The sequence below is a fragment of the Citrobacter sp. RHBSTW-00029 genome (assembly GCF_014104295.1).
GTDB lineage: Bacteria > Pseudomonadota > Gammaproteobacteria > Enterobacterales > Enterobacteriaceae > Citrobacter > Citrobacter youngae.
On the sequence record NZ_JABXRT010000001.1, the window covers coordinates 814416 to 827665 of the forward strand.

Sequence of the window (13250 nt, forward strand, 5' to 3'; positions counted from 1 at the left end):
AATAGTGCGACTTACAGAGGTATTGAATGAAACGTGCAGTGATTACTGGCTTGGGCATCGTTTCCAGCATCGGTAATAACCAGCAGGAAGTCCTGGCATCTCTGCGTGAAGGACGTTCAGGGATCACTTTCTCTCAGGAGCTGAAGGACTCCGGCATGCGTAGCCACGTTTGGGGCAACGTAAAACTGGATACCACTGGCCTCATTGACCGCAAAGTAGTGCGCTTTATGAGCGACGCATCCATCTATGCTTTCCTTTCTATGGAGCAGGCAGTGGCTGATGCCGGCCTGGCTGCAGAAGATTATCAGAACAATCCGCGCGTTGGCCTGATTGCAGGTTCCGGCGGCGGCTCCCCGCGTTTTCAGGTATTCGGCGCTGACGCAATGCGTAGCCCGCGTGGTCTGAAAGCGGTTGGCCCGTATGTGGTCACCAAAGCGATGGCGTCCGGCGTTTCTGCCTGCCTCGCAACGCCGTTCAAAATCCACGGCGTCAACTACTCCATCAGCTCCGCCTGTGCAACTTCTGCACACTGTATCGGCAACGCTGTTGAACAAATTCAGTTGGGCAAGCAGGACATCGTTTTTGCTGGCGGCGGCGAAGAGTTGTGCTGGGAAATGGCATGCGAGTTCGACGCAATGGGCGCGCTGTCTACCAAATATAACGATAACCCGTCTCAAGCTTCCCGTACTTATGATGCACACCGTGACGGTTTTGTTATCGCAGGCGGCGGCGGTATGGTGGTGGTCGAAGAGCTGGAACACGCTCTGGCCCGTGGCGCGCACATCTATGCGGAAATCGTCGGGTACGGCGCAACGTCCGATGGCGCAGACATGGTTGCTCCGTCTGGCGAAGGCGCAGTACGTTGCATGCAGATGGCGATGCACGGCGTAGACACGCCGATCGACTACCTGAACTCCCACGGTACTTCTACTCCGGTAGGCGACGTGAAGGAACTGGGCGCAATCCGCGAAGTCTTTGGCGATAACAGCCCGGCCATTTCTGCAACCAAAGCCATGACCGGTCACTCACTGGGTGCGGCTGGCGTTCAGGAAGCTATCTACTCTCTGCTGATGCTGGAACACGGTTTTATCGCGCCGAGCATCAACATTGAAGAGCTGGACGAGCAGGCTGCAGGTCTGAACATCGTGACTAAACCGACCGAGCAAGCGTTGACGACTGTTATGTCTAACAGCTTCGGTTTTGGCGGCACCAACGCCACGCTGGTTATGCGTAAGCTGAAAGCATAAGTCTCGGCTAATGCAGTACACGAAAGGGAGCCGTCAGGCTCCCTTTTTTACTTATTCATCTTTTCGTACTCCGGTGCGATCTCCGCAGACCAAGCTTTCGCACGGGTAATATCCCCGGTACTGTAGATGGGCTGTTCATAACGATCGCTAATATCGCGAACGCGATAAATTTTCCAGCGCCTGTCTTCCCAACGCGTATATACCTCCAACAGCATGGGGACTTCACCTGTCGGCCCACCTAATTGTACTTCCACCTTTTCGCCACCGAGAAAAGGTTGAGCCGGTCCAACCCGTAACAGCGGGATCCACTCCGGGTCGTAATCCTGTACGTACATAAAGTAGTCCGAGTCCAGAATTTCCTGCTCATAAAGGCCGTCAATCAGCGCCAGACGATTGATAACGTCTTTCGCCACATAGCGTTGCATGAGTGCGGATGTATCCCGCTCTTGTGTGTAGGCGGACATCCACGCGAGATAGAATTGTTTTACATCCCGGGAGCTATCGTGGCGCGGTGTAGAGCAGCCGCAAAGTAACAGCACCAGAGCAATCAACGAGAATGCTTTCATTACTGCTTCCTGTAAATAGTGTATGACGGTTTTGCCGCCCGATAGCCAGGTCCGGCCCACATATCGCGTTGTCTAAAATCGGAGTACCACGCCTGACCGTCAAATATCGCCATATGCCCGCTTGGGTTTCCTCCTTCATAAGGCTGAATGATGACGACATCGCCTTCTCGGGGTTGTTCAAATGTGCCGATAGGGCTGAAACCGGCACTTTTTAGCATGGGGCCATAATCTTTAGCATGATAAGTATGCCCAAGAGTGATACCTCCTGCCTGAATGGCTTTGCGGGTAAATTCCGCGCAGCGTCCTTGAGAATGTGAACTCGCGTGTGATTTAGCGTAATTAACTGCTGTTGTTTTATTCCAGCTCATCATGACTCCTGTTAATGAAATATGTAATAAGTTCGTGTATTGCTTTAACAGGATTTAATCTGATGGGAATAGCCGATAGTGCTATTAATATCATAAATATATTTAATTGAGATATTAATCAATTTGCTGGGTAAATTCTTAAAGATATATTTATAATTAATGATTATTCTTTGTAACGGCTTTTTTTTGCTGATTTTGAGAGATAACGTGACGGCCAAATCACGTCCGGCGTGGTTTCCAGCGCCTGTGCGATGATCTGTTCTGCTCGGGGCCAGTTGCGGGTAAATACATTACGCAGCGAGTCAGGAGATAAACCTGCCGAACGTGACAACTCTCTGAGTGTAATACCTCTTTTTTCCAGTGCACTTTTAATATCTGCACGATGCCAGTCTTGGCTTTTTTGTTCCATTCTGTAATCCTAAGAAGATGTGTTATCGGCACCGATATTTTTCAGGTTATAAATTAGAAAGACAAAAGAACGTTACTTTCTTTTTGTCGTAGGAATATTGCCAGAATTAATTTGAAATTTCGCGAAAAAGAAAAAATATTTTTATTTCATCAGCAGAAAGGAAAGAAACTGATGGTAAAAGAGTGGTTCACGGTCAAGGAGTGTCTTGAATTACCGGGGTTTCCTGGAAGCGCACCCGCTGTACGCCTGCGCTTAAATACCTACAGTGAAGGGAAAGAGGGCGTTAAGCGCAAGCGAGCGAAATCTAAGGCCGAGGAATTTCATATTTCTGTGTTCCCACTGTATGTACGCTCGTATCTGAATGAAAATGAGAAAACAGAAGCACCAGATTGCAACATCGTGCAGGAAGCAGGACCCAAAGAGATTTGGGATATGATGTTCCTGCTCCTGACGCCGCAGCAGCGTGAACAGGTAACCGGGCGGTTCAGAACGAAAGGCGTTGAAGCGGTATTTCCCTTTTTGTTCGTAGAGAAGTCATCGCTTTGAAACGCACTGCTATGCTTTCACAGTTGACAGCCAGGGCCACTCGCAGGCAGACTCCAGCTTCAACATTATCCTCTTGATAATGCGTAAGCGTTTAACGTTATCCAACGCACCTTAATCCTGATAGTCAGGTAGAGGGGGCGTGGACATTCCTCGCCTTACTCTGCATTTTGGAGTAACGCATGACAGCTGTAACCCAACAAGAAAAAACACCTTCGGCGAATTTTTCGCTGTTTCGTATCGCTTTTGCGGTTTTCCTGACCTATATGACGGTCGGTTTACCTTTGCCCGTCATTCCTCTGTTTGTGCACCAGGAGCTGGGCTATGGCAACACCATGGTCGGTATCGCCGTTGGCGTACAGTTTCTGGCAACGGTATTAACGCGCGGCTACGCCGGGCGCTTAGCCGATCAATATGGTGCTAAACGTTCGGCGCTACAGGGGATGTTTGCCTGTGCGCTGGCGGGCGCGGCGTGGCTGTTAGCCGCGCTATTGCCCGTTTCCGTTCCGGTGAAGTTTGCGTTGTTGATTGTCGGGCGCTTGATCCTTGGTTTTGGCGAAAGCCAGTTGCTCACCGGAACGCTGACCTGGGGGCTGGGGCTGGTTGGGCCAACGCGTTCCGGCAAGGTGATGTCGTGGAACGGGATGGCGATTTACGGCGCGCTGGCCGCGGGGGCGCCGCTGGGGCTTTTGATCCACAGCCACTTTGGCTTTGCGGCGCTGGCAGGAACCACGATGGTATTACCGCTGCTAGCATGGGCATTCAATGGCACCGTGCGCAAAGTGCCTGCACATGCAGGAGAGCGTCCTTCGTTATGGAGTGTGGTAGGGCTTATCTGGAAACCGGGCCTGGGCCTGGCGCTGCAGGGCGTTGGCTTTGCGGTGATCGGTACATTTATTTCACTCTATTTTGTCAGCAACGGCTGGACGATGGCGGGGTTCACCCTGACCGCATTTGGCGGGGCGTTTGTGCTGATGCGCATTCTGTTTGGCTGGATGCCGGACCGGTTCGGCGGCGTGAAGGTTGCCGTTGTCTCTTTGCTGGTGGAAACCGCTGGACTGATTCTGCTGTGGCAGGCCCCAACAGCCTGGGTTGCACTGCTGGGAGCGGCATTAACCGGGGCCGGGTGTTCGCTTATCTTCCCGGCCTTGGGCGTCGAGGTCGTGAAGCGAGTGCCTGCCCAGGTTCGTGGTACGGCTCTCGGCGGTTACGCCGCGTTTCAGGATATCTCCTACGGCATAAGCGGTCCTGTTGCCGGGGTTCTGGCCACTGCATACGGTTACTCCTCGGTATTCCTTGCCGGGGCGATTTCCGCGGTGGTGGGCATTTTCGTGACGCTGCTGACTCTGCGAAAAGGTTAAGCAAGCAACCAGAACAGGGCTAATGCGATCAGCAAGGCGACAAACATCAGCCCCGGTCGTGCCGACAGTGTTTTTACCGTTTCAATCACTGGTGCGAACGGGCTGAAAATGGGTTGCAGATGACGCGGATCGTTTAATTCCTGCTCCCGGTCACGTTCCACGCGGCGCAGGAAGATTTGATTGAGCAAGTCCAGCACCTGCACCGTGGTCAGAATCGATTGTGGTTGGATCTGATACGTCTGCTGTGCGTACTCTTTTATTGCCGTTAGCTCATTTGGCTCCAGCGGCAGTTTTAGCGCCGCCTGGAGCGTTTGCAGCGTCGGCGCATTTTGCTGGCTGAGGGTCTGACGCGCCTGCAACCATGTCACCAGATGCGTAAATTGTTTGGCGGGGATCAGCTCGCCGCTTTTTACGCCAGACAGCTCCAGCATCGACTGCCAGATCATTTTCCCCGACTCTCCCGTGGCGGCCGCCAGCTTAGTGACCAACTGGTTCAGCGTATTGTGCTCGGCGGGTAATAAAGGGCGATCGGTTGCCGGCCGCTGTTGTGGCTGCGGAATTGAAAGCTGCCCCTGCTGCAACAGCGCGAGCACGTTCTTCAACTGCTCTGGCGTGAGCTGGCTGAGCGCTGTCTGCCCGTACTGTTGACGGATGAAATCACTCACCGCCTGGCGATTATTTCCCTGACTCAGTAATTCAGTGAGCTGCGACAGAACCTGACGGTTAGCATGATTCTGCTGAGCAACCCCCAGACGCTGATTCAGGTTTTGTTCTGCTGCGGGGAAGTGACGTGACTGCAGCGGTGTATCGTTTTTAACGCCCAAATCGTGCTTCATTCCAGCCCACACCTCAGCGCTTTGCTGTTGGGTAAGCGAAATCAAACGGGTAATCAGTCGTTCCAGTACGGTACGTTGTTGCGTGGATAACGGTTGTTCACCCGCAGCGGAAGGGGCATTTTGGCCTTCGCCGGGAGGGCGGGCGGGCGTACCTGAAATGGGCTGCATCATCTCTGTTCCTTAAATCTGTCCTGGCCAGGTCTCGCAGTATGCCTGGCGGCGAGATTATGGCACACTTGCCCGGTTAACTCTCGTTCTCAAACAGGTGCGAAAGACGTGAAAATCCTCGTTGATGAAAATATGCCCTATGCCCGCGAACTGTTCAGTCGTTTGGGGGAGGTCAAAGCGGTTCCCGGTCGTCCGATTCCCGTCACAGAACTGGATGAGGCGGATGCGTTAATGGTGCGTTCGGTGACGAAAGTAAATGAATCACTGCTTAGTGGAAAACCGGTTAAATTTGTCGGTACGGCAACCGCTGGTACAGACCATGTGGATGACGCCTGGCTTGCACAGGCGGGGATCGGTTTTTCCGCCGCGCCCGGCTGTAACGCGATTGCGGTCGTGGAATATGTTTTTTCAGCATTGTTGATGCTGGCGGAGCGTGACGGGTTTGCGTTACGCGATCGCACCGTAGGCATTGTGGGTGTGGGCAACGTGGGTGGGCGTTTGCAGGCGCGTCTGGAAGCGCTGGGGATCCGCACGCTGCTGTGCGATCCACCGCGAGCCGATCGCGGTGACGAGGGCGATTTCCGCTCGCTGGACGAACTGGTAGAGCAAGCCGATGTGCTGACTTTCCATACGCCACTGTTTAAAGACGGCCCCTACAAAACGCTGCACATGGCGGATGATGCGCTGATTAGCCGACTGAAGCCGGGCACTATTCTGATCAACGCCTGCCGTGGGCCGGTCATCGACAATACAGCATTGCTGAACCGGCTGAATGCCGGTCAGTCGCTGAGCGTTGTGCTGGATGTCTGGGAAGGAGAGCCGGATCTCAATGTGGCGTTGCTGGAGAAAGCCGATATCGGTACGGCGCACATTGCCGGGTATACCCTCGAAGGAAAAGCGCGTGGCACCACGCAGGTCTTTGAGGCCTATAGTAAGTTTATTGGTCACGAGCAGCACGTTGCGCTCAGTACCCTGTTACCCGCACCGGAATTTGGTCGTATCACCCTGCATGGCCCGTTAGATCAGCCAACGCTGAAAAGGTTGGTTCATTTAGTGTATGATGTGCGCCGCGATGATGCGCCGCTGCGCAAAGTCGCTGGAATTCCGGGTGAATTTGATAAACTGCGCAAGAATTATCTTGAGCGCCGTGAATGGTCGTCTTTATATGTGATGTGTGACGACGCAGCCGCTGCTGCCCTGCTGTGTAAGCTGGGTTTTAACGCCGTTCATCACCCGGCACATTAATGTCTTCTTAATGCTCCCTGTCGAATAATGCGACAGGGACACTTACGTATTTCTGGAGTAAATCACCATGTCTGAAGGCTGGAATATTGCCATTCTGGGCGCAACGGGCGCCGTAGGCGAAGCCCTGCTCGATACGCTGGCTGAACGCCAGTTCCCGGTCGGTGAAATTTATGCGCTGGCACGCAATGAAAGTGCCGGTGAACACCTGCGTTTTAACGGTAAATCAGTCATAGTGCAGGATGTCGCTGACTTTGACTGGACGCAGGCACAGCTGGCATTTTTTGTTGCGGGCACTGAAGCCACTGCGGCATGGGCTGAAGAAGCAACCAATGCCGGTTGTCTGGTTATTGACAGCAGTGGTCTGTTTGCGCTCGAGCCTGACGTTCCGCTGGTCGTCCCGGACGTTAACCCATTTGTACTGGCGGATTACCGCAATCGTAACGTTATCGCGGTGCCAAACAGCCTGACCAGCCAACTGCTTTCCGCGCTGAAACCATTGATTGATGACGGTGGCCTCTCACGTATTACGGTGACCAATATTATTTCGGCTTCCGCTCACGGTAAAAAAGCCGTAGACGCACTAGCCGGACAAAGCGCGAAATTGCTTAACGGCATCCCGATTGACGAAGATGATTTTTTTGGCCGTCAGCTGGCGTTCAATATGCTGCCGCTGCTGCCCGATCGCGAAGGTAGCGTGCGGGAAGAGCGTCGTATTGTTGATGAAGTGCGCAAGATTATGCAGGATGACGGCCTGTTAATTTCAGCCAGCATCGTGCAGTCACCCGTGTTCTACGGTCATGCGCAGATGGTGAATTTTGAAGCGCTGCGCCCGCTGGCCGCAGAAGAGGCGCGTGATGCCTTTTCTCGTGGTGAAGATATTGTTCTGTCAGAAGAGACCGATTTCCCGACTCAGGTTGGCGACGCGTCAGGTACTCCGCACCTTTCCATTGGCTGCGTGCATAATGATTACGGCATGCCTGAGCAAGTTCAGTTCTGGTCTGTGGCAGACAACGTGCGCTTTGGCGGCGCGTTAATGGCGGTGAAAATTGCGGAAAAACTTGTGCAGGAGTACCTGTACTAATGTCTGACCAGCAACAGCCGTCAACCCATAAAATTGCGCTGGGCATTGAGTACGATGGCAGCAAATATTATGGCTGGCAGCGCCAGAACGAAGTGCGTAGCGTTCAGGAAAAACTGGAAAAAGCGCTCTCTCAGGTGGCGAATGAACGCATTAATGTCTTTTGTGCGGGACGCACGGATGCGGGCGTTCATGGCACAGGGCAGGTTGTTCACTTTGAAACGACGGCGCAGCGTAAAGATGCGGCCTGGACACTGGGGGTAAATGCGAATTTACCGGGTGACATCGCTGTACGCTGGGTGAAAGCTGTACCCGATGATTTTCATGCCCGATTTAGCGCTACGGCTCGCCGTTATCGCTACATCATCTACAATCATCGGTTGCGTCCTGCGATTTTAGGTAAAGGGGTAACCCATTACTATGAGCCGCTGGATGCTGAGCGTATGCATCGTGCAGCCCAGTGTCTGATTGGCGAAAATGATTTTACCTCGTTTCGGGCGGTGCAGTGTCAGTCGCGCACACCGTGGCGTAACGTGATGCACATTAACGTTGAACGTTTCGGTGCGTATGTGGTGGTGGATATTAAAGCGAATGCCTTTGTACATCATATGGTCAGGAATATTGTCGGCAGCCTGATGGAAGTAGGTGCCCACAACCAGCCGGAGAGCTGGATAGCAGAACTGTTAGCGGCGAAGGACAGAACGCTGGCAGCGGCAACGGCGAAAGCGGAAGGACTGTATCTGGTTGCAGTAGATTACCCGGATCGGTTCGACCTGCCAAAACCGCCTATGGGCCCGCTATTTCTGGCGGACTAATTTGAGTCGTATAAAGGCATAACTATGGACCTGATTTACTTTCTTATTGATTTTATCCTGCACATTGATGTGCACCTGGCGGAGCTGGTCGCGGAATACGGTATCTGGGTATACGCTATTCTGTTTTTGATTCTGTTCTGCGAAACGGGACTGGTGGTGACGCCGTTCCTGCCAGGCGATTCGCTGCTGTTTGTTGCTGGTGCGCTTTCTGCGCTGCCAACGAACGATCTTAATGTTCATCTGATGGTGGCGTTAATGATAGTGGCGGCGATTGTGGGCGATGCGGTGAACTACACCATCGGGCGATTGTTTGGCGAGAAGCTGTTCAGTAACCCAAATTCCAAAATTTTCCGCCGCAGCTATCTGGATAAAACCCATGCGTTCTATGAGCGTCATGGCGGTAAAACCATTATTCTTGCGCGTTTCGTTCCTATCGTACGGACATTTGCGCCGTTTGTTGCCGGTATGGGACACATGTCCTACCGTCATTTTGCGATGTATAACGTCGTAGGCGCGCTGCTGTGGGTATTGTTGTTCACCTACGCAGGCTACCTGTTCGGCGATTTGCCGATCGTTCAGGAAAACCTGAAATTACTGATTGTGGCGATTATCGTTCTTTCCGTATTGCCGGGCGTAATTGAAGTGATTCGCCATAAGCGTGCTGCGTCACGGGCGGCAAAATAGAAAGTAACTCAGCGGTTCGACCACTTTTTTATCCAAAGTTTCGGGCTGTTATGTTTTAATGTGCAACATTCATGGTCTGTTAGGGGCAAAAATGGCATTATGCGCCCCTTATAACAAAGCTGACTAGGGTTCAGGCAGAAAGGTCACCAATGAGCTGGATTGAACGAATTAAAAGCAACATTACTCCCACCCGCAAGGCAAGCATTCCTGAAGGGGTGTGGACCAAGTGTGATAGCTGCGGTCAGGTTTTATACCGTGCTGAGCTGGAACGTAATCTTGAGGTCTGTCCGAAGTGTGACCATCACATGCGCATGTCGGCGCGTAATCGCCTGCATAGCCTGTTAGATGAAGGTTCTCTCGTGGAACTGGGTAGCGAGCTTGAGCCGAAAGACGTGCTGAAGTTTCGTGATTCCAAAAAATACAAAGACAGACTGGCTTCTGCGCAAAAAGAAACCGGCGAGAAAGATGCGCTGGTGGTGATGAAAGGCACGCTGCATGGTATGCCGGTCGTTGCTGCAGCATTCGAGTTCGCGTTTATGGGCGGCTCCATGGGCTCTGTGGTCGGCGCGCGTTTTGTCCGTGCCGTTGAGCAGGCGCTGGAAGATAACTGTCCGCTGATCTGCTTCTCCGCTTCTGGCGGGGCGCGAATGCAGGAAGCGCTGATGTCTCTGATGCAGATGGCGAAAACCTCTGCCGCACTGGCGAAAATGCAGGAACGTGGTTTACCGTACATTTCCGTACTGACTGACCCTACCATGGGTGGTGTTTCTGCAAGCTTCGCGATGCTGGGCGATCTCAACATTGCTGAGCCGAAAGCACTGATCGGCTTTGCAGGTCCGCGCGTTATCGAGCAAACCGTACGTGAGAAACTGCCGCCGGGATTCCAGCGCAGCGAGTTCCTGATTGAAAAAGGCGCTATCGATATGATTGTCCGCCGTCCGGAAATGCGCCTGAAACTGGCAAGCATTCTGGCGAAGCTGATGAATCTTCCTGCGCCGAATCCGGATGAGCCGCGTGAAGGCGAGGTGGTACCTCCGGTACCCGATCAGGAATCAGAGGCCTGATAACTTACTCTATGGATTTCGAGTTGCAGGAAGGCGGCATGAGAGTGAACCCCGATGAGCCTGCACAGGCAAGTGATTCGGGTGAGCGAGAGCAGCCAACACACCTGCAGCTTGAAAGACGACGAGTAAAAAAGGGCAGGGCCAACTGGCGCTGCCTTTTGCTTTTTTCTACGTAATAAAATTACAGGCATCATGGACAATAAACGTATTCCTCAAGCCGCGTCGCCCCTGGCGTCGTGGCTTTCTTATCTGGAAAACCTGCACAGTAAAACCATCGATCTTGGCCTTGAACGTGTAAGCCAGGTGGCGCGCAAACTGGGTGTGTTGAAACCCGCGCCATTTGTGTTTACGGTGGCAGGAACCAACGGAAAAGGCACGACATGTCGTACGCTGGAATCGGTGCTGACCGCAGCAGGCTATAAAGTCGGGGTGTACAGTTCGCCGCATCTGGTGCGCTATACGGAACGCGTGCGCGTGCAGGGGCGTGAACTGCCGGAGTCAGCGCATACCGCATCGTTTGCTGAGATCGAAGACGCGCGTGGCGACATTTCTCTGACCTATTTTGAATACGGTACGTTATCGGCGCTCTGGCTGTTTAAACAGGCGCAGATGGATGTCGTTATTCTGGAAGTGGGGCTGGGCGGGCGCCTTGATGCCACTAATATCGTTGATGCTGATGTGGCGGTGATCACCAGTATTGCGCTTGATCATACCGACTGGCTGGGCCCGGATCGTGAAAGCATTGGTCGTGAGAAAGCGGGCATTTTCCGTGCAGAGAAACCGGCTATCGTCGGCGAACCTGAAATGCCTTACACCATCGCGGATGTCGCGCAAGAGTGCGGGGCAATTTTGCAACGCTGCGGCGTGGACTGGCGCTATGCGGTAACCGAGGACGACTGGTCATTTACGGACGCTCACGGAACGTTGGCGCATCTGCCGTTGCCGCAGGTTCCACAACCTAACGCTGCTACCGCACTGGCCGCGCTGCGTGCAAGCGGGCTGAACGTTAGCGAGCAGGCCATTCGTGACGGCATCGAACACGCGATTTTGCCGGGACGCTTCCAGATTGTGAGCGAGTCGCCGCGAGTGATTTTCGATGTTGCCCATAACCCGCATGCGGCAGAGTATCTGACCGGACGTCTGAAAAAGTTAGTGAAAAGCGGGCGTGTACTTGCGGTTATCGGTATGCTACATGATAAAGACATTGCCGGTACGTTAGCCTGGTTAAAAAGCGTGGTTGACGTCTGGTACTGTGCGCCCCTGGAAGGGCCGCGTGGCGCAACGGCAGAACAATTGCTGGAGCATCTGGGCAAAGGCGACGCCTACGATAGCGTGGCGCAGGCATGGTCTGCGGCACTGGCTGAGGCGAAGCCAGAAGATACCGTGTTGGTGTGTGGATCGTTTCACACTGTCGCACATGTCATGGAAGTAATAGACGTGGGGAGAAGCGGTGGCGAGTAAGTTTCAGAATCGATTAGTCGGCACAATTGTGCTGGTCGCGCTGGGGGTGATTGTGCTCCCTGGGCTGCTTGACGGGCAGAAAAAACATTATCAGGATGAGTTTGCGGCGATCCCTCTGGTGCCGAAACCCGGCGATCGCGATGAACCAGATATGATGCCAGCGGCAACGCAGGCGCTGCCGACCCAGCCGCCGGAAGGGGCGGCAGAAGAGGTGCGTGCGGGAGATGCTGCCGCGCCATCGTTGGATCCTTCACGTTTGACGACGGCAAACAGCGCGGAGTTAGATCCTGTCCCAGCGCCCGTAGAGCAGCCGAAACCCAAACCGAAGCCGCAGCCTGTTGCCGTCGCTCCGACGCCTGCTCCTGCTCCTGCGCCAGCCCCAGCGCCTAAACCGGCTGCTGAGGAACCGCCAGCGCCGACCGGCAAAGCGTACGTTGTGCAGCTTGGTGCGTTGAAAAATGCGGATAAGGTCAATGAGATCGTGGGTAAACTTCGTGGCGCGGGCTTCCGGGTATATACTTCTCCGTCAACGCCGGTGCAGGGTAAAATAACCCGCATTCTCGTGGGGCCGGACGCCTCCAAAGATAAGCTGAAAAACTCGCTGGGCGAGCTGCAGAAGATCTCTGGTCTGAGTGGCGTCGTGATGGGGTACACCCCTAATTAAGGGATTGCGCTGTTTACGGCGCAGCTCTGATTCAGGCCGGATACGGTGTTTTTACCGCTATCCGGCAGTGCCCGAAGAGGCATAAAACGGTATGGCGTTGAAGATTTTTTCAGCGCCATTTTTATTTACGCGTGGAAAGGAAATCCCTACGCAAACGTTTTCTTTTTCTGTTAGAATGCGCCCCGAACAGGACGACAGGGCGTAAAATCGTGGGACACATATGGTCTGGATTGATTACGCCATTATCGCGGTGATTGGTTTTTCCTGTCTGGTTAGCCTGATCCGTGGCTTTGTTCGTGAAGCATTATCGTTGGTGACTTGGGGTTGTGCTTTCTTTGTCGCCAGCCATTACTACACTTACCTGTCTGTCTGGTTTACGGGCTTTGAAGACGAACTGGTTCGAAATGGGATTGCTATCGCGATACTGTTCATCGCGACACTTATCGTCGGCGCTATCGTTAACTTTGTGATAGGCCAGCTGGTAGAGAAAACAGGCTTGTCGGGTACCGACAGGGTGTTGGGGATTTGCTTCGGAGCTCTGAGAGGGGCGCTGATCGTCGCCGCCATCTTGTTCTTTCTCGATACATTTACCGGTCTGTCGAAAAGTGAAGACTGGAGTAAGTCGCAGCTGATCCCGCAGTTCAGTTTCATCATCAGATGGTTCTTTGACTATCTGCAAAGCTCGTCAAGTTTCTTGCCCAAAGTATAAACTTTGGGTTGTTGCTGAACGAGGAAAAGACG

The 13250-nt window shown here is 53.4% G+C and carries 15 protein-coding genes; 11 read left to right on the forward strand and 4 right to left on the reverse strand.

From position 1 onward, the window contains the following. Window positions 1-26 precede the first annotated feature (26 nt). Window positions 27-1247 carry a beta-ketoacyl-ACP synthase I gene (fabB, locus tag HV041_RS03910; RefSeq protein ID WP_005129715.1) on the forward strand — a complete coding sequence of 407 codons (1221 nt, stop codon included), beginning with the start codon at window positions 27-29 and terminating at the stop codon, window positions 1245-1247. Between the two features lie 47 nt (window positions 1248-1294). On the opposite strand, the gene HV041_RS03915 is transcribed toward fabB, so the two are convergent. From HV041_RS03915 to HV041_RS03925, 3 genes are all read right to left on the reverse strand, one after another. Further along, entirely contained in the window at window positions 1295-1813 is a 519-nt protein-coding gene (locus tag HV041_RS03915) for a YbjP/YqhG family protein (protein WP_086523400.1), read from the reverse strand. Beyond that, the gene (locus tag HV041_RS03920; protein WP_048211048.1) at window positions 1813-2181 is read right to left on the reverse strand and encodes a hypothetical protein; all 369 of its coding nucleotides are present in this window, start codon (window positions 2179-2181) and stop codon (window positions 1813-1815) included. Before HV041_RS03920 ends, HV041_RS03915 begins: the two co-directional genes overlap by 1 nt. Window positions 2182-2344: 163 nt before the next feature. Beyond that, window positions 2345-2590: a helix-turn-helix domain-containing protein gene (locus tag HV041_RS03925; RefSeq protein ID WP_048211049.1), complete on the reverse strand. Its 246-nt coding sequence runs from the start codon at window positions 2588-2590 to the stop codon at window positions 2345-2347. 171 nt (window positions 2591-2761) lie between these two features. Between HV041_RS03925 and HV041_RS03930 the strand changes: the two genes are divergently transcribed. Continuing rightward, a complete protein-coding gene (locus HV041_RS03930; protein WP_048212552.1) occupies window positions 2762-3136 on the forward strand; it encodes a hypothetical protein in 375 nt (124 codons plus the stop codon). A gap of 179 nt (window positions 3137-3315) precedes the next feature. Next, window positions 3316-4494, forward strand: coding sequence for an MFS transporter (locus HV041_RS03935; RefSeq protein ID WP_121584856.1), 1179 nt, complete (start codon window positions 3316-3318; stop codon window positions 4492-4494). Here the strand turns inward: HV041_RS03935 and flk are convergent. After that, window positions 4491-5498 carry a flagella biosynthesis regulator Flk gene (flk, locus tag HV041_RS03940; RefSeq protein WP_121585493.1) on the reverse strand — a complete coding sequence of 336 codons (1008 nt, stop codon included), beginning with the start codon at window positions 5496-5498 and terminating at the stop codon, window positions 4491-4493. The two genes, HV041_RS03935 and flk, sit on opposite strands and share 4 nt — an antisense overlap. A gap of 108 nt (window positions 5499-5606) precedes the next feature. Between flk and pdxB the strand changes: the two genes are divergently transcribed. From pdxB to cvpA, 8 genes are all read left to right on the forward strand, one after another. Next, a complete protein-coding gene (gene pdxB, locus HV041_RS03945) occupies window positions 5607-6743 on the forward strand; it encodes a 4-phosphoerythronate dehydrogenase PdxB (protein ID WP_121584855.1) in 1137 nt (378 codons plus the stop codon). Window positions 6744-6810: 67 nt separating this feature from the next. Beyond that, window positions 6811-7824 (forward strand): aspartate-semialdehyde dehydrogenase, encoded by a 1014-nt coding sequence (locus HV041_RS03950; RefSeq protein ID WP_048211052.1) that lies wholly within the window; start codon window positions 6811-6813, stop codon window positions 7822-7824. Continuing rightward, entirely contained in the window at window positions 7824-8636 is an 813-nt protein-coding gene (truA, locus tag HV041_RS03955; RefSeq protein ID WP_048211053.1) for a tRNA pseudouridine(38-40) synthase TruA, read from the forward strand. Before HV041_RS03950 ends, truA begins: the two co-directional genes overlap by 1 nt. Before the next feature lie 24 nt (window positions 8637-8660). Then, the gene (locus tag HV041_RS03960; protein ID WP_003028140.1) at window positions 8661-9320 is read left to right on the forward strand and encodes a DedA family protein; all 660 of its coding nucleotides are present in this window, start codon (window positions 8661-8663) and stop codon (window positions 9318-9320) included. Between the two features lie 149 nt (window positions 9321-9469). Then, on the forward strand, window positions 9470-10384 hold the full coding sequence (gene accD, locus HV041_RS03965; protein ID WP_115601722.1) for an acetyl-CoA carboxylase, carboxyltransferase subunit beta: 915 nt from the start codon (window positions 9470-9472) through the stop codon (window positions 10382-10384). A gap of 192 nt (window positions 10385-10576) precedes the next feature. Further along, window positions 10577-11845 (forward strand): bifunctional tetrahydrofolate synthase/dihydrofolate synthase, encoded by a 1269-nt coding sequence (gene folC / locus HV041_RS03970; RefSeq protein ID WP_048211055.1) that lies wholly within the window; start codon window positions 10577-10579, stop codon window positions 11843-11845. Further along, on the forward strand, window positions 11835-12509 hold the full coding sequence (dedD, locus tag HV041_RS03975) for a cell division protein DedD (RefSeq protein ID WP_048211056.1): 675 nt from the start codon (window positions 11835-11837) through the stop codon (window positions 12507-12509). Before folC ends, dedD begins: the two co-directional genes overlap by 11 nt. Before the next feature lie 220 nt (window positions 12510-12729). Next, complete coding sequence (cvpA, locus tag HV041_RS03980; RefSeq protein WP_005129678.1) at window positions 12730-13218, forward strand: colicin V production protein; 489 nt, start codon at window positions 12730-12732, stop codon at window positions 13216-13218. Window positions 13219-13250 lie beyond the last annotated feature (32 nt).

Coding starts and splice junctions, on each gene's coding strand:
- HV041_RS03925 (WP_048211049.1), bottom strand. CDS start 2,590: ATGGAACAAAAAAGCCAAGACTGGCATCGTGCAGATATTAAAAGTGCA.
- cvpA (WP_005129678.1), top strand. CDS start 12,730: ATGGTCTGGATTGATTACGCCATTATCGCGGTGATTGGTTTTTCCTGT.
- folC (WP_048211055.1), top strand. CDS start 10,577: ATGGACAATAAACGTATTCCTCAAGCCGCGTCGCCCCTGGCGTCGTGG.
- fabB (WP_005129715.1), top strand. CDS start 27: ATGAAACGTGCAGTGATTACTGGCTTGGGCATCGTTTCCAGCATCGGT.
- HV041_RS03930 (WP_048212552.1), top strand. CDS start 2,762: ATGGTAAAAGAGTGGTTCACGGTCAAGGAGTGTCTTGAATTACCGGGG.
- HV041_RS03915 (WP_086523400.1), bottom strand. CDS start 1,813: ATGAAAGCATTCTCGTTGATTGCTCTGGTGCTGTTACTTTGCGGCTGC.
- HV041_RS03960 (WP_003028140.1), top strand. CDS start 8,661: ATGGACCTGATTTACTTTCTTATTGATTTTATCCTGCACATTGATGTG.
- HV041_RS03935 (WP_121584856.1), top strand. CDS start 3,316: ATGACAGCTGTAACCCAACAAGAAAAAACACCTTCGGCGAATTTTTCG.
- accD (WP_115601722.1), top strand. CDS start 9,470: ATGAGCTGGATTGAACGAATTAAAAGCAACATTACTCCCACCCGCAAG.
- HV041_RS03920 (WP_048211048.1), bottom strand. CDS start 2,181: ATGAGCTGGAATAAAACAACAGCAGTTAATTACGCTAAATCACACGCG.
- truA (WP_048211053.1), top strand. CDS start 7,824: ATGTCTGACCAGCAACAGCCGTCAACCCATAAAATTGCGCTGGGCATT.
- HV041_RS03950 (WP_048211052.1), top strand. CDS start 6,811: ATGTCTGAAGGCTGGAATATTGCCATTCTGGGCGCAACGGGCGCCGTA.
- flk (WP_121585493.1), bottom strand. CDS start 5,498: ATGCAGCCCATTTCAGGTACGCCCGCCCGCCCTCCCGGCGAAGGCCAA.